The 22,223-nt window shown below is 40.1% G+C and carries 14 protein-coding genes and 4 pseudogenes; 12 read left to right on the top strand and 6 right to left on the bottom strand.

The annotated features are described in order from the left end of the window. Nucleotides 1–2 precede the first annotated feature (2 nt). From ACFI6G_RS16370 to ACFI6G_RS16355, 4 genes and pseudogenes are all read left to right on the top strand, one after another. A pseudogene (locus tag ACFI6G_RS16370) lies at nt 3–1,299 on the top strand (APC family permease). Further along, nucleotides 1,296–2,387, top strand: a complete 1,092-nt coding sequence (gene aguA / locus ACFI6G_RS16365) for an agmatine deiminase (RefSeq protein WP_046209585.1) — start codon at nt 1,296–1,298, stop codon at nt 2,385–2,387. The pseudogene ACFI6G_RS16370 and the gene aguA overlap by 4 nt, the downstream one beginning before the upstream one ends. A gap of 763 nt (nt 2,388–3,150) precedes the next feature. Beyond that, nucleotides 3,151–4,176, top strand: a complete 1,026-nt coding sequence (locus ACFI6G_RS16360) for a hypothetical protein (RefSeq protein WP_046209586.1) — start codon at nt 3,151–3,153, stop codon at nt 4,174–4,176. Continuing rightward, complete coding sequence (locus ACFI6G_RS16355) at nt 4,173–5,087, top strand: AAA family ATPase (protein WP_046209587.1); 915 nt, start codon at nt 4,173–4,175, stop codon at nt 5,085–5,087. Before ACFI6G_RS16360 ends, ACFI6G_RS16355 begins: the two co-directional genes overlap by 4 nt. 53 nt (nt 5,088–5,140) lie before the next feature. On the opposite strand, the gene ACFI6G_RS16350 is transcribed toward ACFI6G_RS16355, so the two are convergent. Both ACFI6G_RS16350 and ACFI6G_RS16345 read right to left on the bottom strand, forming a co-directional pair. Beyond that, a complete protein-coding gene (locus ACFI6G_RS16350; protein WP_046209588.1) occupies nt 5,141–5,434 on the bottom strand; it encodes a type II toxin-antitoxin system RelE/ParE family toxin in 294 nt (97 codons plus the stop codon). Beyond that, a complete protein-coding gene (locus tag ACFI6G_RS16345) occupies nt 5,431–5,694 on the bottom strand; it encodes a type II toxin-antitoxin system Phd/YefM family antitoxin (RefSeq protein WP_046209589.1) in 264 nt (87 codons plus the stop codon). The genes ACFI6G_RS16350 and ACFI6G_RS16345 overlap by 4 nt, the downstream gene beginning before the upstream one ends. Nucleotides 5,695–5,869: 175 nt before the next feature. Between ACFI6G_RS16345 and ACFI6G_RS16340 the strand changes: the two genes are divergently transcribed. The 3 genes and pseudogenes from ACFI6G_RS16340 (at nt 5,870) to ACFI6G_RS16330 (ending at nt 7,381) form a co-directional block, all read left to right on the top strand. Beyond that, a complete protein-coding gene (locus tag ACFI6G_RS16340) occupies nt 5,870–6,001 on the top strand; it encodes a hypothetical protein (RefSeq protein WP_462710356.1) in 132 nt (43 codons plus the stop codon). A 48-nt stretch (nt 6,002–6,049) separates the two neighbouring features. Next, nucleotides 6,050–7,020 (top strand): annotated as a pseudogene (locus ACFI6G_RS16335) (IS3 family transposase). Nucleotides 7,021–7,024: 4 nt separating this feature from the next. Then, on the top strand, nt 7,025–7,381 hold the full coding sequence (locus ACFI6G_RS16330) for an SPASM domain-containing protein (RefSeq protein ID WP_082082264.1): 357 nt from the start codon (nt 7,025–7,027) through the stop codon (nt 7,379–7,381). 198 nt (nt 7,382–7,579) lie between these two features. On the opposite strand, the gene ACFI6G_RS16325 is transcribed toward ACFI6G_RS16330, so the two are convergent. The 3 genes from ACFI6G_RS16325 to ACFI6G_RS16315 all read right to left on the bottom strand — a co-directional run bounded on the left by ACFI6G_RS16325 (nt 7,580) and on the right by ACFI6G_RS16315 (nt 11,832). After that, nucleotides 7,580–8,296, bottom strand: coding sequence for an exonuclease domain-containing protein (locus tag ACFI6G_RS16325; RefSeq protein WP_156155702.1), 717 nt, complete (start codon nt 8,294–8,296; stop codon nt 7,580–7,582). Beyond that, on the bottom strand, nt 8,286–10,130 hold the full coding sequence (locus tag ACFI6G_RS16320; protein ID WP_046209599.1) for a DUF294 nucleotidyltransferase-like domain-containing protein: 1,845 nt from the start codon (nt 10,128–10,130) through the stop codon (nt 8,286–8,288). The genes ACFI6G_RS16325 and ACFI6G_RS16320 overlap by 11 nt, the downstream gene beginning before the upstream one ends. A gap of 73 nt (nt 10,131–10,203) precedes the next feature. Next, nucleotides 10,204–11,832 carry a sodium/sugar symporter gene (locus ACFI6G_RS16315; protein WP_462710355.1) on the bottom strand — a complete coding sequence of 543 codons (1,629 nt, stop codon included), beginning with the start codon at nt 11,830–11,832 and terminating at the stop codon, nt 10,204–10,206. 777 nt (nt 11,833–12,609) lie between these two features. Between ACFI6G_RS16315 and ACFI6G_RS16310 the strand changes: the two genes are divergently transcribed. The 3 genes from ACFI6G_RS16310 (at nt 12,610) to ACFI6G_RS16300 (ending at nt 18,523) form a co-directional block, all read left to right on the top strand. Then, a complete protein-coding gene (locus ACFI6G_RS16310; protein WP_046209601.1) occupies nt 12,610–13,203 on the top strand; it encodes a hypothetical protein in 594 nt (197 codons plus the stop codon). A 119-nt stretch (nt 13,204–13,322) separates the two neighbouring features. Continuing rightward, a complete protein-coding gene (locus ACFI6G_RS16305; RefSeq protein ID WP_046209602.1) occupies nt 13,323–15,554 on the top strand; it encodes a hypothetical protein in 2,232 nt (743 codons plus the stop codon). Further along, nucleotides 15,536–18,523, top strand: coding sequence for a tyrosine-type recombinase/integrase (locus ACFI6G_RS16300; RefSeq protein ID WP_046209603.1), 2,988 nt, complete (start codon nt 15,536–15,538; stop codon nt 18,521–18,523). Before ACFI6G_RS16305 ends, ACFI6G_RS16300 begins: the two co-directional genes overlap by 19 nt. Before the next feature lie 117 nt (nt 18,524–18,640). Here the strand turns inward: ACFI6G_RS16300 and ACFI6G_RS16295 are convergent. Continuing rightward, nucleotides 18,641–18,846, bottom strand: a pseudogene (locus tag ACFI6G_RS16295) (IS5/IS1182 family transposase); the annotation flags it as partial. A 577-nt stretch (nt 18,847–19,423) separates the two neighbouring features. On the opposite strand from ACFI6G_RS16295, the pseudogene ACFI6G_RS16290 reads away from it, so the two are divergent. After that, nucleotides 19,424–20,531, top strand: a pseudogene (locus tag ACFI6G_RS16290) (IS3 family transposase). A gap of 258 nt (nt 20,532–20,789) precedes the next feature. Then, a complete protein-coding gene (locus ACFI6G_RS16285; RefSeq protein ID WP_046209605.1) occupies nt 20,790–21,830 on the top strand; it encodes an aldose epimerase family protein in 1,041 nt (346 codons plus the stop codon). Nucleotides 21,831–22,223 lie beyond the last annotated feature (393 nt).

The following is a 22,223-nucleotide window of genomic DNA, read 5'->3' as shown; positions in this document are numbered from 1 at the left end:
TCATGGAAGATAAAAAAATGGGGATCACTCCTCTCGCATTATTTAGCCTTTGTGCTGTATTAGTCGTGGATACTTTAACTGCATCTGCGTCTATTGGTGTTAGTTCTATTGGTTGGTGGCTATTAATTCTCGTTGTTTTTGTACTGCCATACGGTCTGATCACATCAGAGTTGAGCTCAGCTTACCCAGGTGAGGGCGGTATCTACGATTGGGTCAAAAAAGCATTTGGTTCAAACTGGGCAATCCGAACGACATGGTTCTATTGGATCAACGTAGGGCTATGGATGCCTGCTGTTTATATTCTCTTTGCCGGAATGTTTGCCGAACTGTTCGCTCCTGACCTTCCTTTATCCGCTCAAATCTTGATTTGTATTGCTCTTACTTGGGGTAGGTGGTTTTATTTATGCTGCTAATAATGGCGTAGCGAATGAATTCAGCTTTCAAGCGATACTGCCATCTTTCGATACAGGCGTCGCTTTTCTACCTGCTTTAGTTTTCAACCTGATGGGGTTTGAGCTAGTCGCCACAATGACTAAACAAATGAAAGACGTAAAGCAAATGCCAAAAGTCGTGTTCCTTGCCATCGCTATTACTTCTTTTCTCTACATCGCGGGCACTATAGGCATCTTAATGGCTCTTCCTGTCGATGAGATTGGATTAGTAGCAGGTATTGTCGATACACTTAAAGTTCTGTTTGGTGAAGGTCCTCTAGGACAATTCATTATTTACGCATTGGGTGTTGTCACGCTTATCACTTTTATCGGTAATATGGTTAGCTGGACGATGGGTTCTAGCCGAGCTGCCGCAGAAGCGGGTAAAGAAGGAGAACTACCTCAAATAGCCGCAAAAACGTCTGATAAACACGGTACACCCGTCGGAGCCAATCTAATAACAGGTCTCGTTTCTACCTCCGTTATCATTATCTACGCCTTCTTTGCTAACACAAATGATGAACTATTTTGGTCAATGTTTGCTTTCTCTAGTTGTGTTTTCTTGATGCCATACCTGTTTATGTTTCCAGCCTATCTTAAGCTTCGAACTACCGATGCAGATCGAACACGTCCATTTAGAGTTCCGGGTAACTTGGTGGTACAAAAAGTCATTACAACAGTCTGTTTTTTGATTGTTTTTCAGACTGTTGTACTATTTATCTTCCCTGACATTATTTTTGGCAATATTGATTGGACCTATTCTCTACCAATTCTTACTGGTGTTCTCATTACTATTGCTGTCGGAGAAATCCTACTCATGCATGCCAACAAACGCAATAATATCAAGACCGCAGAGGAAATCGCATGAGTACTATGATTTCAGCACTACCAAAAGACCATAAGTTTCGTATGCCAGGGGAACACGAGCCACAAAGTGAAGTATGGATTGCTTGGCCAATTCGTAGTGATAATTGGCGCTACAGTGGCAAACTTGCGCAGAAGGCTTTCATTGATGTCGCAACGACTATTGCGCAAAATACTCCAGTCGTCATGTTGGTGAATCATGAGCAATTTGATAATGCTCGCACTCAACTTCCCGCGCATATTCGCGTTATTGAAATGTCGTATAACGACTGTTGGATGCGTGATATTGGCGCAACCTATATCATCAATGATGAAGGCCATCGGCGCGGCATAAGTTGGCAATTTAACGCTTGGGGAGGATTAGTTGATGGCTTATATTTCCCATGGGATCTCGATAACGCGGTCGCAGGGAAAATGCTAAACATAACCCAAGATAACGGCTATCAGGCACCTTTTGTGCTTGAAGGAGGTTCCATACATACCGATGGTGAAGGGACCTTATACACTACTGAAGAGTGCTTACTTCACCCTAGTCGAAACCCCAACTTATCAAAAGAACAACTAGAGCAATACTTGATTGATTATCTAGGTATTGAGAAAGTGATATGGCTTACTCGCGGTTTATACAACGATGAAACTAACGGACATGTTGATAATATCATGCACGTCGTAAAACCTGGAGAAGTTGCTCTAACTTGGTGTGAAGATCCAAATGACCCGCAGTATCAGATCAGTCGTGAAGCCATTGATATTTTATGTAGTCAATGCGATGCAAGAGGGCGTTCTATCAAGGTACACAAGCTGCCTATGCCAGGACCTTTATTTATGAACAAAGAAGAAGCAGCCGGTATAAATCCAAGTAACGGGATGGAACGTAAAGCTGGAGAACGATTGGCAGCATCCTATGCCAACTTTCTCATCAGCAATGGACAAATTATCTTCCCATTGCTTGATAAACAAAAAGACCATAAAGCAAAAACTATACTGGAACACGCCTTCCCTGATTATAACGTTATCGGAGTTGAAGCTCGTGAAATTTTACTTGGAGGAGGGAACATCCACTGTATCACCCAACAAATACCAACAATCTAGTTTAAACTAGACCATTCAATACAAAGACCTTCATAATACATACAATCGATAGTTGATAACCTTTCTGGTTATCAACTATCGATTGTCCATCATACCTAGATAATAACTAACACAGATTTATGCCTTCAATCAGATTTATATACATCTAATAATGTTGCATCTTAAAAAAAACAGATAGATCAGTGATAAAGTATTGATATGTTTTATTTCTATTTAAGGAGCAACACCAAAGCTCTCTAGAGATTTGGTGTTGCTCCTTAAGTCACCGACTAAACCTCAGTGAAGTTGGTATTTTTTTAAAACTAGATCCTTAAGGTTCTAGTTTCTTAGAGATGCTTCTTAAATATCAACATTTACCGAATACGTATTGATATTGGCCGATGTTATATAGATATTTACCGATCTAATATTAATACTTAACGATCCTTTGTATCAACATTTACCGACATTAGCCTTATACATATGAACATTCACCGATCTAAATGGTCAAAAGATCAAAATTGACCAAGTTCACAGATCAACCATTAATAACAATCGTTTATCTGATCTAAAATGAAGTTCATACTAACATTTGAAATGAAGAAAAGATCTCCATCACAGAACTAAACATTTACCGAAGTTAGTGAACATTTACCGATGAATATGGCCTTTCTAACTATCTATTTATAGATATTTACCGATCTGATATGGATATTTACCGAAGTTAGTGAGTTAATGATAGGTCTCTGTTAGGATAACACTATCGACATATTAGGTAATGATCATGGCTTTGACATCCAATTCTAGTTTGACAGTTATTAATGAAGAAGATCGTAAGAATCGGTTCATCTCATCCATTTTGTTTTCGAGAGCCACCATCTTTCATCCAGCTTCACGTTTAACTTCAACGATGCAATCCAAACTCATTGAGATTGCACAAAGCGGTGGTACAGATCCTAACTATCCACTAGAAAGTGTGAACATCAATAGCTACGGAAAGAATTTCAGAGTCGATTTACATGTTGATTATCTACTTCAACCACATCGAGATATTCTAGAAACAATGCTCGCGTATGCTCAAACTATTCAATTAGACGATACATCTTATGATGCTGGTGCTCGTTTAACTTGGTCTCAGGTATATAAAACGATAAGTGATGGTGATATATCAGACACTCAACAAGATGGTTTTGATTCATTTATTGATCGAGATGCAACAGTTCTATCAATGAGTATGTACGAACTGGCAACCCGTATGGGTATGGCGACGACTCGTGCAAATTATGATCAAATAGAACGTCGTATTACTCAGTTAGCTACGGCACACTTGGTCATAAATGAGCTCGATGAAGATAAAAATGTTGTGGGAAAAAAACCGTTGGAGTTTGTTCAAGACTACCGTTTTTACTGTGATCGGAGTAAATTCAAAACAACTCGTAGAAACAGTAAGAATCTAACTAACCATGTATTTTTAGTTCCAGATATGCGTTTACTGCAAGCAATACGGGATCATGGGTACTACTATCGACTAGAGCAACATAAGATGACGAACTACAGTAAACCATCAGTTCGTTCATTCTTGAAATACATCACTACGCATAAAGCTGAATTTTTACACAACAAGAAATTTGAGTGGGCACTCGATAGCTATATTCAATCAATTGCTTCGAAAGTCAGTCATAGTTTCCGCAGTGATCTCAGAAAAGATTTGTTGGCCAATGCTGTCCAAATCGAAAAAGACTTCAGTCTTCAATTTCGTGATGTAGGCAATGGTATACAGATTTTCTATATCGGGGAGGGAGAATCATGATAACTCAATCTCTTGATAGTCTGATGTCTTCGACAGCGAGTCAAAACCTGAGTTTTAGTTTAAAAGGTTTGCTCAAAGGGCATGTAGGCATGTTGATTGCTGCGCCTAACGTTGGTAAGTCTCACCTAGCATTGTGTATTGCAATGGAGCACGCTTCTTCAATGTCATTATTAGGGATGAGTGCAACAGAAAAACCAGCAAAAACCTTAGTAATCAGTTCAGAAGATAGTGCGGGAGTCATTCAATCTAGGATGAAAGAAAAGTTAGCTAACTGTACAACAAGCATTAAGTCAGAGTTAAAAAATAATTTACACTTTCTGACAGACATTGAACCGATAGTGATACCACCCGATAGCTCATTACAAGAACAGGCAGAACAAAAACAGTATTTAGAACAGCTCAAGCAAACTTTCTCTGAGTTTAATTTAGTGATAGTTGATACGGTGACGGAATCAATAGGCCGTTGTGAAGAGGTGAAACATGATCGCTTAATTAAGAATGTTTTTCAGAGCCTTGCCAGTGAATCGGGTGCCAGTTTGTTGCTTGTTCATCATGTGAATAAAGATGAGATCCGTGGTAACCAAGAAATTACTATGGCATCAGGTGCTGGCTTAACGTCGATAATGCGCTTAACAAAGTGTTTGTTTACGCTAAAGAAAAGCAGAGAGTCTTTGTCTATTAAGTATCTTAAGAGTAACTATTTACCTGAAAATGAGAGTCAAGAGTTCAGCGTTGAAGTGAGACAAGGCCTCACGATTAACCCATACGTATTTAGTTTGAAATCCAAAACGTCTAAGTCAGCTAGATCAACACCATGCATTAAGAAAACTCCTAAAAAAATTACGTTACCCGGCACAATTCCAGAGCAGGAAGAAATTGAAGAGCGTAAAAATCTCAGGGACGTTTTATAAATGGCCTTTTATACTTTCAATCAGCACCGAGATTATTTTAAGGGTTAAGATAATTATGAAAAGTGCTTGGCCGGAGACATGTGCTTACCAAGCACGGCAGCAATAACAATGTGATCTCGCTTTTGGATGTAATAAATCACATGATGCTTTAAAGGAAACCGGAAATAGTTTTGGCCTAGCTCAAAAAAAGCTATGCCGAGTAGCTGGTTGTTAGCCAGTAATTCCATAGATTGCTTTAGCTCTGAGAAGTAAGTTGTCCATTGTGTTTTCCCCCATCGCTCTAAAGTATAGCGACGAATCTCAATGAGATCCGATTGCGCTGCAGAAGAAAGCTTATATTGCTTCATTTATCAAATTTACCTTGGCCAAGTGCGTTCATGAAATCATTACCGTCGACTAGGTTATCTGATAGAGCGTCAGCTTCAGCTTGTTCGAAGCGTGATTTTATCACCATCAATTTCAATGCCTCAAGTTGTTCGTATTCCTCACAAGACATCATCACCGCAACGGGTGAACCATTTTTATTAATTTGTATAGGTTCACGTTGAACCTTCATTAATAAGTCACCAAATTTGGTTTTAGCTGTATTAGCAGTAAGTGATTGCATAATAATCTCCTTTTTCGTTCATTATAAACGAATCGAACGATTTAACCAATTTGTATGATTGTGATGTTGGATCTAGTTTTATTACATGTCCGTAAAGTTGTATCTTTATGGATTGATCCGCACCAGCAGTTTTGGACACTGAGTTAAGTGAGTACAATTACTAATGAGGTGAACCATGACAAGTAAAAAGAAACGTATTATCTATTCTCCTAAATTTAAAGCAGAAACCCTGAAGCTGGCAGATAAAGTGCGAGTCGCTGCAGCCGTAAGACAGCTCTCGTTACATGAATCTCAGATCTACGGTTGACGAAAAGCCACAAAGAAGAATTCTAGTATTAGCCAACGAGAACAAGAATTGGGCCATTGAAGTTGCTAAGTTCAAGAGGCTGTTGGCAGAGCAAACAGAAGAGCTAGAATTCGTAAAAAAGGCCGCCACCCACTTCGCGAAAAATCTAAAGTAAATTGCTATGAATTTATGCTCGAACACCTGCTGAGTTTTAGTATTTCCCGTATGGCAAAGGTGTTCAGAGTTTCTCGAAGTGGGTTTATTATTGGTTTGAGAATCGTCACAAGGCGATTAAACGTGAGGTTGAACACCAAAAGCTTGATACCAAAGTAAAAGAAGCCTTTGACGTTAGCAAAGAACAAAATGGCTCAAGACGTATCCAGAAAGAGCTGGAAGAGAGCGCTGATAACCATAATGTTAAGACTATTGCCGCCAGTATGAAACGTTAGGGTTTAGTAGCGAAAGCAGCACGCAAGTTTAAGTGTACAACAGACAGTAAGCATAAAATGCCTGTTGCTCCGAACTTGCTCGCTCAAGATTTTAACACAACAACTCCAAATCAAAAATGGGCAGGAGACATCACCTATGTTGCCACAAGCGAAGGCTGGCTTTACTTAGCTGTCATTATTGACCTTTATTCAAGGCAAGTTATTGGTTGGTCTGTGGATACGAGATTGGTGGCCTCACTGGTTTGTGATGCCTTATCGATGGCTTTATTCCGTCGAAGGTTCCCTGAGCATGTTATAACTCATAGCGATCGAGGTAGTCAGTACTGTTCGAAAGACTATCGAGACTTGATAAACACTTATAATCTAAAACAAAGTATGAGTAGAAAAGGGAACTGTTGGGACAACGCATGTGTTGAGAGCTTCTTCCATTCACTGAAAGCTGAAGCAATCCAATATGAGCCGATCATGACGAGAGAGCAGATGCGCCAAACGATCTTCGAGTACATAGAAGTTGGTTATAATAGAACAAGAAGGCACGGTGCACTTGGGTACCTAAGCCCAATGAACTTTGAAAAGCAAAATGTCGCTTAGCTAAGTGTCCAGTCTGACTGGAGCAGATCAATGTGATCATTATGTTTATCCTGGACACAAGCTTGGGAATATACATTGTCAAAAAATTAATGATATGGAAGCGGGCAATAAAGCTATCGACTTTGGATTGGCAAAGTTCACACACTTGAATTGTAAATGTAAAATGTGTCCGTATTTGGCACAATGTTATGGTGGTTGTCCTAATCATCGATTTAACCTTAGCTCTTCTGGGAAGCCAAACCATAACTACCTTTGTGAAGGCTATTTTAAGTACTTCCAACATACAGAGAATGCGATGAAGCTCATGCGAATGTTGGTCCAGTCCGGTAAGCCGGTATCTCACGTAAGTCGTTATATTTAAAGAATAGTTTATATAATAAGAGCGCTGTGTTACAAGGTGTCACCGTTTACCAGCTCTTATTCATTAGAATTAATATTCACTATTAAAACTGAAATAAATTAAGTGATTTTTTGTGATTATTTATCAAAGATTTCAATAGTTTTAGTTATTAATTGCTTTCTGTTATGCATTAGAGAACAATCTGTTGGACGGAACCATTTATTTGGAGGCTTCAAGGATGATACCTAGTGGGGCTTTCTCGTTACCAAAAAGGCGCTGAATTTGTGCTAAATAGAGCTCGGCAGCAGAAAGTGCATCATTTAATGCGTGATGTGCGGTATAGCAAGGTAAGCCTATATTTTGCCTCAACGAGCTAAGTCGCCAATCCGCTTTATGGCGCGTCATTTGAAGTCTATATTTTTCAATTTGTAATGTATCAAACCAAAGGAGTGGGGGAATAGGTACATTAAATTTCTGTTGGATATATTCATTGATGAAATGTCTTTCAACAACTGTACCATGGGCCACAATAATTTTACCAACCATGGCGTTAAACAGTAACTCAAACGCGACATCTTGAGGAATGCCTTCTGAGCGTAAATCTTCTGGACGTATATGGTGTATTTTTACTGATTCAGGGGCAATACTATCACGATGATGTATATATAGATGATGGGCTTTGTTTAAGTGGATAATACTCTGAATCACCTCTACCCACCCAATACTGAGTACACTATCTTTGTTAGGGTCTAACCCTGTTGTTTCAAAGTCAAGAACGAGCAAGTCTAAATCCCTCACATCACACTCTTCATCCGGCAGTGGTGTCGCAATCAAATTTTCTAAGGTTCTAGGAAGAAGTTGCTCTGCGTATTGATACCTTTCTTTTTGTATTGCCGCTATTTTGTGTAGCCTTTTTTTTAACATATTAATAGCCAAACTTCATTTTCATGGCATCTTGGTAACTGTTAATAATTCGGAAAGCATCTTTTAAATGTTGCCTTTCAAAGTTGCCAAAATTATTTGGCGTAATGGAATTTGAAATCTCATCATTATTTCTTATTTGATGTAGGTGATGGGTATATCTAAGTTGAGTTATATATCGGTATGTACCGACAAGATCTTCGATGGAGCTTTGATTCATCGCTTCTCTATCTAAAATAAAATTCAAGCGTTCTTCCGTTGGAAGCTTATTGCTCCCCTCACTGACCGAGTATATTCGCACAAGATCAACTAATGGACCAATAGCGGCTTTTTTAATATCGAGTGTTTTTCCATTGTCCCCATTTTTCTCTAGTACCAAGTTGTTAAAAATACCGAGAGGGGGCCTGTTTTTGAGTGAATTTCTTACTAACGCGGACATAAGTCGTGTATTGGCGGTGACTTTTTCATGTCGAAAAGTATTCAGGTCGTCAAAGAGCATTTGCTCGCCGGCCAATAGTCTTATCTCAAGAAAGACCGTTAAGTTTAGTAATTTGTCATATTCGGGGCTACTAGACCATTTATGATAATATTGCTTCCAAATAGAAAGGGGTTGATTCCATTTCGGAGTTGCTGCCATAAAACGACCGCTACATAACGAATACCCGCACTCGGCAAGGCCTTTGCACACATACATAGCCAAATGGCTAAAATATATACGGTCACCATCGCTGGCGGAGTCTTCAAGTACGATTGCATTATCTTGATCGGACCCTAAGTGGACTTCACTTCTGGCATGAGAGCCGGCTGCTAAAAATGCGTATTTACAGGGTGCAGGCCCCAGGTTTTTTTTTGCCAGAGTGATAAGTTTTGTAGTAAAGGTATCATAAATCATAGTTAGTACTTGACTGATCACAACAGAAGGTAAGTGAGCTTCTGCCATTGCTTCAAATATAGCCTGTCTCTCCTGAGACAATGAAGTAAGTTCTTCTATGTCTTTTGCCTTATCGATCTTCTTAATGAGAAATACTGCTTGAACACTGTGCTTTTTCACTAAGCTTTGCGGTGTTATTACACCAACGACTTGGTGATCATTGTTTATGACGGGAATATGCTGAATATTTTTTGTCATCATCAAATTAACGGCAGAGAGCACTAAGTCGTCGTCTTTAATTGTGTGAGGCGTGGGTGTCATAACCGTTTTTATTGGTTGGGTGATATTGATCCCTTCCGCAACCACTCGCTTGGTCATGTCTTTATCCGTAATCATACCTATTAATAAGTTTGCTTCCATAATTACCGCGCAAGATGAACCTATTTCGTGGCGCATTATTTTCGCGACATCCTGGATACTGTCGTTCGCATTAACAATGGCTACATTTGAATTGGCTACATCTTTGGTTGGTTTAAAGAATAACCCTTTCTCTGACTCGGACCATTTCACTTTTACGCCTGAAGAAAGGCGTTGATTAGCTTTATTGGCTAGCTGATCAGCAACGGTCGGAAAATCTTGTACTTGAATTTGCAGTTTCGATAACGGAAAACGGTAGATGAGAGAGTTCTCGACTGCCGTTATTTGGTAGTTTTCTTTTTCAAGATTAAAACCGAATAAGTCATTGGCACCAATCTTAGATCGAAGTTTTCCGTCAGGTAAGTGTTGATCTAAGATTCCAGAACGAACAGCATAGAGGTGTCGACCTGAATCTTTTTTTATAGAAAGTATTTCACCATGTCCAATATAGAGAATTTCAGTATTTGAGGCGATGTTGTCCAATATAGCGTTGGGAAGTTGAGAAAAGGGTTCTATTGTTTTAAGAAAGCTAACGATGTTTGGTAGTAAGGTAGAGTCCATAGAAAAATTATCCTCATAGGAACACAAAACTCCGATCCAACCGGAACGGAGCTGAACTTTAATTGTATTGATCTTACCAGAAAATAGTATACAAAATCGCAAGTGTAATCATTATACCGTATGACGCAAGATTAAAGCTTGAATCTGTAGCAAATATTTTCGCTGTAACTGCAATACCTTTCGGATCATCATCTTCAGTAGAAGTACTGAGACTTGTTAGTCCGATGATAACGATAGTGAACAGTAACGTATAAAGCATTTGGTCTAGAAACGGCATGTTTATAGGCATGAACTTTAGGAATAGAGCAAACGGAATAGATGCAAGAACACCAATAATTGCACCTTTACTGGTTGTTTTCTTCCAGAATAGGCCTAGGAGGAATACGGCTAGGATGCCAGGGCTAACAAGACCTGTGTATTCTTGTATATATTGGAATGCTTGACCAAGGTCAGCTAAGTTAGGAGCGATAATACATGCAATTACTAGAGCAACAACTGCAGTCATTCGTCCCACGTTTACTAGTTTATGATCACCTGTATTTGGAGCGATGTGCTCTTTGTAGATATCCATTGTAAAGATTGTAGCGGTAGAGTTTAGCATTGAAGCGAGAGAAGATACGATTGCCGCAGAGAGTGCAGCGAATACGATTCCTTTGACCCCCACCGGTAAGATTTGAGTTAACCATGGGTATGCTTTATCAGCTTGACTATCCGTCGGAGCCGTTGCCAGACCAAAATTTGTGAACTCTGCCATTAGAGTTGGGTCGTTAACAATAACGTATGCAGCAATACCTGGTAGTACCACGATGAAAGGGATAATCATCTTAAGGAATGCAGCAAATACAATACCTTTTTGTGCTTCTGGTACTGATTTAGCTGCTAGAGTTCGTTGAATAATGTACTGGTTGAAGCCCCAGTAATAAAGATTTGCTACCCATAGGCCACCGATAAGTACCGCGACACCTGGAAGGTTAGAGTACTGAGGGTTAGATTGGTCTAGAATCATTTCGAAGTGACTCGGCGCTTTGTCTACCATAATACCAAGGCCCGCAAACATATCACCCGCCCCAATGAACTCTGCTGCGTAGTAAGTGGTCATGAAGCCACCAAGAACGAGAATGAAAACTTGAATTACGTCTGTCCATACTACTGCCGATAAGCCACCGTATACAGAGTAAACCATGGCAAATAGCGCCAGGCCTAAGATCGCATACCACATATCGATACCAAGGATAGTCTCCAGAGCTAGAGCTCCGAGGTAAAGAACAGATGTTAGGTTAACGAAGATGTAAAGTGAGATCCAGAAAAGTGCCAAAATAGTTTTTAGACTTTTATTAAAGCGTTTTTCGACAAACTCAGGGATCGTATAAATGCCCTTCTCGATAAAGATGGGTAGGAAGTATTTACCGACAATGATTAACGTTAGAGCTGACATCCACTCATAAGACGCGATTGCAAGACCAATTGAGAAACCAGAACCTGACATTCCGATAAATTGTTCTGCAGATATGTTGGCAGCGATCAGTGATGCACCTACGGCCCACCAAGGAAGAGATTTTCCTGCTAAGAAATAGTCTTCGGTACTTTTTTCTACCCCCTTTTTATCTCGAGAAACCCAAAGGCCTACACCGATAATAACGGCAACATAAATGGCAAATACCATTATGTCAATAAAACCTAAACCTTGTTGTATGTCTGACATTGCTTCATCCCAATGTTGTTGATTGATACCAAAGTGTAAGCGTTTACACACCTTGTGGTTGGTATTTTAGTCACACTTTAAATATTAACTTACAAAAAATAGTATTTTTGGGAGGTTTATTACGATTTTTTAGGTGTTAATCGTTATTTGTATTTTATGTTCTTCTTTAGAAAAAGGGGTTTTAACAAAACTAGTGTACACGTTTACACAAACATCAAGAGAGCGGGAGATAAGGCGAATTGTGGCTTTAGGGAAGTATTGATGGTTATTTGAAATACCTTGGTTGCTCAACTTGATGAGGCTAATTCATGATAGCAAAGCTCGAGAAGTCAAGATGATGAAAAGGAACGAGATGGTGCAAGACGTATTCAAAAAGGACTTGAAGAAAGTAGTTAATATGATGTAAAAAAAACCATTGCCGTGAGCATGAAATGTCAGATCTGAGTTGCGAAGGTTGCCCGGAGTTCCAATATTAAGACAGACAGACCTGCCTTCGGTGATTGTACATCACATAGATATCAACAAAAGATGGGATTTCGCGCTCTGGCAACAATTGCCCTAAAACACTTCTGCCCTGAAATCATCAGATTATAATGATTATACCCTCACACTTTTTTATGTTGGTTTTTATATAAAATAATTTAATATCAATTGTTTAATTGGAAATTTTTTGTAAGTCCCTTCACATTTATTACCATTTAATCTCATATTTTTTCATTTTAGGCTTCCATTAATGTACAGTATTTGCACATTAATAGTTTGGATGAGGTGAACGAAATGGCAAAGATACTGGGATCTAAGCAGAAAAAGTACTTAGAATTTTCTATCCATCCGTATGCACTTCCAGCATTTGAATTTTTTAATCAGAGTTCGCTTTTGGTCAATAAGACGAAAATGGAACGTCAGGCTCTAATTGATTTAAACGTAGGGTTACCACTGCAGGGGGTATTTGAGTCTAATCATCTTCAAATCGTTTCTGGGTTCGAGTTCATTAGTTTTTCTCTTGCAGAACTCGACCTATCTGTATGTGAAGTCATTATTCATAGTAATCTGGCAAATAACGATATTGCTCAAAAAGCATGGTCCGCCGTCATTCGTTCACTACTAACGTCACTAGATCCACACCAGTTAGAACTCACTCGCAGAGCACTGAATGAGTCTGCTCCAAAGTCAGTCCTCAATTCTGTTTTTGGTAAAAACAAGCTATCTCAATCTTGTTTTGCAGAAATTACGCACCTGTCACGCAGCACACTTGCCCAGCAGTACTCAAAAGCCGAAGGTGATAAGCTATTAGTTCAAGAAGAAGTTCCTACAATTTTCTCACTACTACAACAGAAGGCTAAAAGTGATCTCTCTGGCATTAAAAACTGAACATTGCTGATTGGTCTCTCTTATGATATTCAACTAGCCGGTTCATGACTTTGATGCCCGCTTTAGTACTTTTAAAGCGATTACTCTGTTACCGATTCATAACCAAAACGGCGGTGTAAATGATTGACGACTTTTTCGAACGGTATAAAGAGAAGAATATCGAGCGATTTTTTAAACAATTACTCCCTTTTGGCAATGCTGACAATATTGCAATAGCGAAGGAAGTCCAACGATTATGCAACCTCGTTTCTCCAAAATATAAACAAGAGTTTGAAGAGGTTGAGCTCTTGGTTCAGCGCACCAATACGCTGGCAAATCAAAAGTTGAATAGAACCCTCAACGATGTCTTCAAAAGCATTAATCGAAACCAGGCCGTTGGGGTACACCATCTTCCAATATTTCTTGCCTCGAACCTTCTTTTGACCTCCTATGACCACACTAGGTTTGAGCAATATAAAGCATTAACACTGTTGTGCGTTACTCGTCTAGCTTTCATTGGTTCGCATCAATCTAAGATCAAAGCAATTTGTGATGATGTACGTCTGTTTTCTCAAGGTAAAAGAGAAAATATGGCGGCTTATTTACCGGATATTCATGACCTCGACTTTCCATCGCTTGTTGATGAATTTCAGCTACTTGTCGATGAAGAAAATACCAATCCTCCACCATCAACCGTGGTTAATCAGTTAAACCACTATCGCCGTCCCTATGAAGCCAGCTTGGATCACAGTGAAGGTTTCACACGGAAAACCACATCCACAGAGTTCACAAAGAGCGGTCAGCTACAAACCAGTGACGTGAAAACTCTGGATGACGATGAAGCGAGTTCATTGTTGGAAATTCAGCAGATCCAACCATCAACAAAGTTTCATCATCAATGGCAAAGAGAAGATGAATCTGGCGATGCAACGCGCACTCTCAACATCGTCACCTCCAAATCATCGAACCCAAAATCTTATGCTGCCGAGGCAATGCTCGCACAAGCCGTCAAAAATAAAATCGCAAAGAAAGAGATGGCTATGGCTTGCGATACCTCTGTTAGCACTAATTATGAAATTGGAGCGGTAGTAAATTTTTGCCTTACCCAAATAGAAGAAGATACAAGTACCAAACCTGCACAGTTACTGCTCATTATGCTAATTACGGGTAATACTTCAGCACAAGTAAAAAAACTGAAGACAAAGAGACTAAAGCCCTCAGGTTTAATTGGTTTTCAGCGCACACATACCCTACCTTCCCAAAATCAACGTCCAGAACTCTGTGCCTTGCTAAATGTTACGGATAAGAAGTACTGGTCTCCTCTGCCCAAGATCGTCACACAGGGACTACAGAGTTTAACCTTCACTGATGTAACCGATGACGATCTCAACGACTTACTCAAGAGCCTAAATAAAAATTATGGTACTCACATTACGCTAACTAGAGTTTCAGCCTATTTAAACCAGAAACTGACTCACGAGAATATTGACCCAACAATTATCGCTTTACTAACCGGCGCAGCTGCTCAAACTGTTCCTTCGAATTATTATCTAGGCTTATATAGTCTTAAACTCTATGAGACGTATCGACGATATCTTACGTTTCTTTCTAAATTTCACGGCGATGATGCGTTAATTATTTTTGCCTCTGAGCCGGAAAATATTAAGTTAGGCTCGCCTTTACATATTGAACTCCGGATCCTTCAATGGCTATTTAAGTCGCTCATTACCAAAATAAAGGATCAAAGGAACAATCTGAGCACTGAGCAGTGCCACAATGACGTCACACTCTATACTCAGTTAGTCCTTGCTTTATCCTCGGGCTATCGACCAGTGACAGGCTGGTTTGGCAAACTTAGTCACATGCATCTCGCTACGGGGGATTACTGGATTTCAGATAAAGAGTCCGGCATTGGTGACAACAGTCGAGTGGTGATCTTGAGCCCAACGGCAATTCAAGTTGTGCGCTATTACCTCGAATATTGTGAACAAATGATTGTAGAGCATGGGAATAGCAATGTAGATCTTAGCCGTCGCTACAAGCAGATTGTCGATGGCGATGAGTATCTGTTTTTTTATCAAAAAGAGGGAGAGTTGTTGCCTTGTACGCCGTCGAATTATACCACGATGATAGATGATATTTGGCCTCTACAACCTAACTGGGCACGACATCATATACGATCAACACTGAGTCAAACTGGGGTCGATTCAACCTTAATCAATGCATGGATGGGTCATGCTACAAATGGAAAGCGCTGTTACCACTCCTATAGCACCTTATCGAGGACGCAATTAGAAAAAGTAACAGATACTATTGAAGAGCATTTATTACAAATAGGAGTCGAGACTATACAATGGACCAAATTGGCTTAGAAGCTCGCTCGAAAAATCGATTGAAGCAGATAGAGCGTGTTAAAAACAAAGCTAGGCAGTTGTTTGAAAAGCAGTTTCCGAACCCGTCTCACATACCAACTCAAGATAACTTTCATGACAAATGGATGCTTTATCTGAGTGATATTACTGAGACATTTGGAGCTCATAAAGACTATCGGCGTGCGTTTAACTGGGCAGTTAAGCAGGTGCTATCATATCAAGAGCAATATAATTGGAAAGTCACTCCACCCTCATATATTGTCACCAATAAACCGCCAAAGCAGCTTAGAACGCTAGAATGGATGCAGCGCGCATGGCGCGTCCATAACTTCTATCAACATTGGTACCAACAGCTTTTATCAAAACCTGTCGATGACCAGGCGCAGTCGTTTTGCAATGTTGTACTTTCGTTTATCTTTCATAGCGGCCATTGTACACCTTGCGTGGTGAAGGCGTTCATTGAATATATTAGTGGTAAATCACTTGCTCTCAAACAATGGGATGAAACCCCCTTTGTTTCATTGCTAACAAAAGGGGGGTCATTCAATACCAACATAAAAGTTGACGAGCAGCCACTCACCCAGTTTCAGTGCTACTTACATCCTGTTACGCTCGGTTTACTCAGAACATGGCGTCGTTGGAAAGATGAAAACTGGTGCTCTCCTAATGATGAATCCTCTTTGATGAAAATACTCACTGGCAACAATCTATCATTGACCTTCGACCAGCTTTGCTGCTCTGGGGTATATGTCTGTGAGCAGCATCAAGGCGTTTCTATTAATCAGGCGTTGGTTGAGTATCAAGTTGGTTCAACCAAATCTTATAGTTTACCGACTTGCGATCTTGCTCGTATCCTCCATCCTGAGGTTGCCATCGCTAAATATTTTGCACCACAATCCACGAAACACGCTTCCAATAAGTCGACATCACATAAAATAGAACGAAACTTCGACACAAGTATAGATACTTATCAGGAACTAAAAGTCAGTCTGTACCCTAAAAATGGCGCGAAAGAGCTTAGTAAAAAAAAACTATTGGTGGACTTAAATGCTCTGGTTGAACGGATAAAGTCATCCCCTGAACAAGTGAATGAGCGACTTATTGTTGACTGGTACCGCCATAAATTGAGTACGACTTGTGGCATTCCCACGATTAAAAGATATCACGCTAATTTGACTCGGAAGTGGATATACCTCTGCAACCAAAATCAGCTAGATAAACTTGAATCTGACGATCTTGAATCCATTTATCAAAACGCAATAGAGACCCAACCAACAATTAAGTCGCAGAAGTATTTTACAGCGAGGCTCAAGGACCTGCATGGTTTTGCAGTAGAGCACTATAACTTTGCACAAATTTCTGAGCAGTATCTCCATTCTGACCCCACACAGACTCATACTCGATCGGGTTTTATTGATGAAGCCCTATTCCTTGCTTTAATTAATACAATAGAAGCCAGCAATGATTTCGATGACGCGGATAAATTATGCTTACAATCCATTAGTATCATTGCTTATCGCTGTGGCTTACGTATTTCTGAAATAAGAAAGCTTCGGATGAAAGATATCGAGCAATCCAATATTGGCTGGTTATCCATTCGCTCTAGCTATTTGGGTGAAAATAAAACTGCCAGCAGTTTAAGGAAGGTGCCATTGCACCCTTTGCTGTTAGAGCACGAAGAAGACATAATTAACAAATACTTCCATCTGAAATTTGAACAACAAACGTCGAAAACAAAGCCCTTTTTCTCTTTAGGTCATGCCAATTTACCATTTAGTACATTCGAGGTATCACATCTCATCGGTTGCCTTCTAAAAGCGTTATCGTTAAATAATCATTTAGTGTTCCATCACCTCAGACACGCGTGCCTCAGCAAACTTCAACTCCTTTTGGAGCTACCTGACAATCACCCTATACCAAATCAACTCATTCCATATGATGAACAACAGAGGCAGAAAATTAAGGCTACGGTATTTGGCCGTTCGCTGATGACTGGCTACGATGCTATTGCTGCATTTGCAGGACATGAATCTCCAGCTATGACCTTTAGGCACTATTTTCACTTCTCAGACTGGATCGTGGCACACAAATTGAGCCTGGCTGACTATTCAACAATAACCAAAAAAGAAGCGCATCATTTAGGTTTACTACCCAAAAATACAGTAAGCGATACAAATAATAATCAGATCTTGAAAGAATCTAGCGCTTACCTAATTCGCAAACTTCGAGTTAAATATCTAGAAACCCAAGTAGAGGAAGGGAAAGTTCCGGCACTCTCACTAATGATGTCCGACCATGAAGTCATCTCGATCCCAATTTGCTATCAAGCATTGACTACTTATAACAAAGGGTTCCAAGTGGGCGATATATGCGCTAAATACAGACTGAAACAGAGGACTGTCGATAAGTGGATTAAGAATGCTATGGAAATTAAAAGCTATGCTACAGAATCGAAAGGCACAGAGTACCGACGACACTTTACAAGTGCTCGTATCGACAAGTTGTTACCGGCTCAACTCAAAACAGAAGCAGAGCAACTGCGCTTAAATCAATATGCTTCTAAGTTAAACGAGGCCTTGAAAGACGACTCCAAACGGCATGCAATTCAGGATGCTATAAAATATGCGCTTCAACATACCAGCCCTTCTCGATCTGGGATCTACTTTAACTCACCCGACCGGTTAGAGCAGTTTGTTGAGGCCTGTCACTCGTTTATACCAAAAACGCACTGGAGAGCCGCCACTCAGTTTGTTGAGAAAAGTATTCAGCTTGAAGAGTGGCGTTTAGCTACAAAAGGAATATCAAGCTACTCGGAGCGGAAACCTTCAGGGCGCAGTAAAAAAAGTCGAGGGGCAATCAGGCTAGAGTTAATTCATCCTCACACACAGCAAGGTAAGAAGCTCAAAGTCAAACGTTCGTCGTCAACATTGATGTATTTATTCCACATGATGGGGATAATGATGCTTTAACCGGAAACCACAAGACGATATGCCTCGCAACACAATGAAGATAAATACCTCATGATTTGTAAGGCTTTGTCTCCTGAGTCTTCTGAACAATTACCCAGTCTTCTAAGAGTGATAGCGTTATTTTCTTAAAATTGTTTCAGATATATCAAGCTCGGTTGTCTTGTTCACGCTTAACCATTACGTATGTTTTTCCTGTTCTGGCGTTGTAACCTCTTAAGCTCAAAGTGTTACCCAACATTTTTTAATCGATGTATTACTGTCTCTAACAGCGAACGTTTGTGGTAGCCATATTTCGACTTCCAGTATTTGTTGCACTCATACAGTGGTATAGATTTTCAGGTAAACCAATCACGGTATCTAGCAGTTTTTCTTTGATGTAGCTGAATCTGACATTACCGGCGGTGACTAACTTAAAACGTTAATTACTTGGGTTGAAGCATACGAAGATGCGATGGACAAAGAAATAATCAGGCAAAGAGAAAGCTTTCCTGAAATCGATGTAAACCTTAATGAACTGTGATCTCTGGCTCTCTCGATGTCTATGGGTTGGCACGCAGATGCTTTCCCGAGCTTGATTGACGCTATCGAGAATCGCGTCAATTAAATCTGCTTTAGCAAAGGAATTCCCATTGTCTAATATCGCTGGAGCTTAAGGAACCACAGAGTCGCAAGCATGTTGGTAAGTTGGTTCTTATTCCCGATCACGAAGAATAAACTAAATAGCCCTATATTTAGTTCTCATGTTTAAAAACATGTGCAGATATATTCTTAAGCTATACCTCTATCTCAATTGGATTTAATGGTTTAGCGAATAAAAAAACCTTGTGCAACGTGGTAACTGATCCGCACCAGCAGTTTTGACATTGAGTTAAGTGAGTACAATCACTAATGAGGTGAACCATGACAAGTAAGAAGAAACCTATTATCCATTCTCCTGAATTTAAAGCAGAAATCCTGAAGCTGGCAGAGAAAGTGAGAGTCGCTGCAGCTGCAAGGCAGCTTTCGTTAAATGAACCTCAGATCTACGGTTGGCGAAAAGCCACAAAGAAGAATTCTAATATTAGCCAACGAGAACAAGAATTGGCTGTTGAAGTCGCTAAGTTCAAGAGGCTGTTGGCAGAGCAAACAGAAGAGCTAGAAATCGTAAAAAAGGCCGCCACCTACTGCGCGAAAAATCTAAAGTAAATTGCTATGAATTTATGCTCGAACACCTGCTGAGTTTAAGTATTTCCTGTATGGCTAAGGTGTTCAGAGTTTCTCGAAGTGGGTTGTATTATTGGGTTGAGAATCGGCACAAGGCGATTCAACGTGAAGACAGAACGCCAAAAGGTTGATACCTAAGCAAAAGAAGCTTTTGACGTTAGCAAAGAACGAGATGGATCGAGACGTATTCAGAAAGAACTAGCAGATAAGACCATTGCCGCCAGTATTAAACGTCAGGACTTAATAGCGAACGCAGTACGCAAGTTTAAGTGTACAACGGACAGTAAGCGTAAAATGTCCGTTGCTCCGAACTTGTTCGCTCAAGATTTTAACGCAACGGCTCCGAATCAAAAATGGGCAGGAGATATCACCTATGTTTCCACAAGCGAAGGCTGGCTGTACTTAGCTGTCATTATTGTGGTTGGTCTATGAATACGAGAATGACGGCCTCACTGGTCTACGATGCTTTATCAATAGCTTTATTTCGCCGAGGTTTCTCTGATCAGGTTATTACTCATAGCGATCTAGGTCGTCAGTAATGTTAGAAAGATTATCGAGACCTCCTAAGTCATTTTAATCTAAGGCAAAGTATGAGTAGGAAAGGAAATTGCTGGGATAATACTTGTGTTGAGAGCTTCTTTCATTCTATGAAAATTGAAGCAATCCAATATAAACCGATCATGACGAGAGAGCAGATGCGTTAAACGATCTTCGAGTACATCGAGGTTGATTATAATCAAACGAGAAGGCACAGTGCGCTTGAGTACCTAGGCCAATGAACTTTGAAAAACAAAATGTCGCTTAGTTAAGTGTCCAGTCTGACTGGAGCAGATCAGTCACTTCAAATTAGAGAATAAAGCTACCTCCCAATATTCGAGGGTTGGATACACTTAGCGGTAATTATTGAGCTTTCTGGTGCTGCTTGATGATCAGTCCTTTTTTTGGACATATTATAGAAAGTGTGATCAAAATTAGCTTTGAGATTTAACGTTAGAGTAGATCAAAATTTCATAATGGATGACACCATATTTATTTCTGATAATGCATAAAAACAGGAGTGAATATGAGTGTGAGCGAGCACAGTGTAGAGCGTAAACATTGGGGTGATTACAACATTTTTGTTCTCACCAATAACAACGGTGTGACGGTCGAAATCAGCGATTTAGGCGCAACGATTGTTAGCTTCTGGGTCACTGATAAGTCGAGTATACCGCGTAATATTGTGCTGGGTTATGACACCGCGAACGAGTACCTGAGCGGCGGTGCATTTATTGGTGCAGTTGTTGGCCCTTGGGGAAATCGAATCGACAACGGGAAATATGAGCTAAACGGACAAACGGTTCAGCTAGACAAAAATGAAGGGGAAAATCATCTTCACGGTGGTTCATGTACGCTTCATAAACGCCGTTGGGAAGTTATGGCGAGTGCGAAACAAGGCATTTCATTACAAACGCGGGTAGCAAGTGGCGAAGGTGGTTATCCGGCTAACTTAACATTGTTAGTGACGTATCGCTTGAGTGATGACAATGAGTTGTCTATTGATTATCACGTCACGGCAGATAAAGAATGCCCAGTGAACCCCACGCATCACGCTTATTTTAATCTGTCGGGCCAACATAAGAGTATTGGCGATCATGTCGTGAGCATTGATGCCGACCGCTATTGGCAGGTAGACAAAAACTCCATCCCGACAATTCAGGCTTCGGTCGGCACAAGCGCAATGAGCTTTATGACGCCGAAAAAGGTAGGACTTGGTTTAAGTAGTGCGGATACAAATCTTGTGGAAACCAAAGGGTATGACCATTGCTACATCGTAAACGGCGAAGGGTTAAGACATTTCGCTTGGGTATTTGAGGCCACAACCGGTATTGAGTTGGATGTATTTTCAGATAGGCCAGCGATACAATTTTATACAGGCAATCATTTAGCGGGCGAAAGCAGAAAGACAAACGAACTGTTTGTTCAATATGCTGGGTTGTGTTTGGAGACCCAAGCCTTTCCTAATCAAGTTAATATGCCAGAGTATCAAGATGGCGGTTTAGTACACCCTAACAACCCATTTTTCTCGACCACTATATACAAAGTCAGTGTCGACAACCTTTAGCATTTAAAACGGTTCAATCTTTAATCAAATCATCTCTACGTACACCGGTTTCTTAATCATTATCTCTAAATACACCACCTTCATGCCAGTGCTGATTTAAGCGCTGGTGTGTTATTTTTCTTCGATTTACCGCATGAAACTTCTTTGAAACAAGTCATGGCGACTCAATTCTTATGAGTAAACTCACAATTACAAGAAGTTAGAAAAAAAACGTAATTGAATAATGAATTAACTAAATGATTGTGTTAGCAACGCGATAGATACTGACGTGTATTATTTGTGTATTTTGAAGTCGTGCCATGATTGACCTAAATGAATAGAATTCATTCGCTGAAATCTATAGAGATTTAGTCAGTCTGGATCGGCCAATATTGTTGAGAGAGCCTCACATTG

This window comes from Vibrio sp. PSi01 (genome assembly GCF_054960695.1).
Note: the sequence above shows the minus strand (reverse complement) of the source record. Positions and strands in the feature narration are given on the sequence as shown.

What these genes read in the sequence shown, in the direction of transcription:
- aguA (WP_046209585.1), top strand. Translation starts at nt 1,296, where the DNA reads ATGAGTACTATGATTTCAGCACTACCAAAAGACCATAAGTTTCGTATG.
- ACFI6G_RS16360 (WP_046209586.1), top strand. Translation starts at nt 3,151, where the DNA reads ATGGCTTTGACATCCAATTCTAGTTTGACAGTTATTAATGAAGAAGAT.
- ACFI6G_RS16355 (WP_046209587.1), top strand. Translation starts at nt 4,173, where the DNA reads ATGATAACTCAATCTCTTGATAGTCTGATGTCTTCGACAGCGAGTCAA.
- ACFI6G_RS16350 (WP_046209588.1), bottom strand. Translation starts at nt 5,434, where the DNA reads ATGAAGCAATATAAGCTTTCTTCTGCAGCGCAATCGGATCTCATTGAG.
- ACFI6G_RS16345 (WP_046209589.1), bottom strand. Translation starts at nt 5,694, where the DNA reads ATGCAATCACTTACTGCTAATACAGCTAAAACCAAATTTGGTGACTTA.
- ACFI6G_RS16340 (WP_462710356.1), top strand. Translation starts at nt 5,870, where the DNA reads ATGACAAGTAAAAAGAAACGTATTATCTATTCTCCTAAATTTAAAGCA.
- ACFI6G_RS16320 (WP_046209599.1), bottom strand. Translation starts at nt 10,130, where the DNA reads ATGGACTCTACCTTACTACCAAACATCGTTAGCTTTCTTAAAACAATA.
- ACFI6G_RS16315 (WP_462710355.1), bottom strand. Translation starts at nt 11,832, where the DNA reads ATGTCAGACATACAACAAGGTTTAGGTTTTATTGACATAATGGTATTT.
- ACFI6G_RS16310 (WP_046209601.1), top strand. Translation starts at nt 12,610, where the DNA reads ATGGCAAAGATACTGGGATCTAAGCAGAAAAAGTACTTAGAATTTTCT.
- ACFI6G_RS16305 (WP_046209602.1), top strand. Translation starts at nt 13,323, where the DNA reads ATGATTGACGACTTTTTCGAACGGTATAAAGAGAAGAATATCGAGCGA.
- ACFI6G_RS16300 (WP_046209603.1), top strand. Translation starts at nt 15,536, where the DNA reads ATGGACCAAATTGGCTTAGAAGCTCGCTCGAAAAATCGATTGAAGCAG.
- ACFI6G_RS16285 (WP_046209605.1), top strand. Translation starts at nt 20,790, where the DNA reads ATGAGTGTGAGCGAGCACAGTGTAGAGCGTAAACATTGGGGTGATTAC.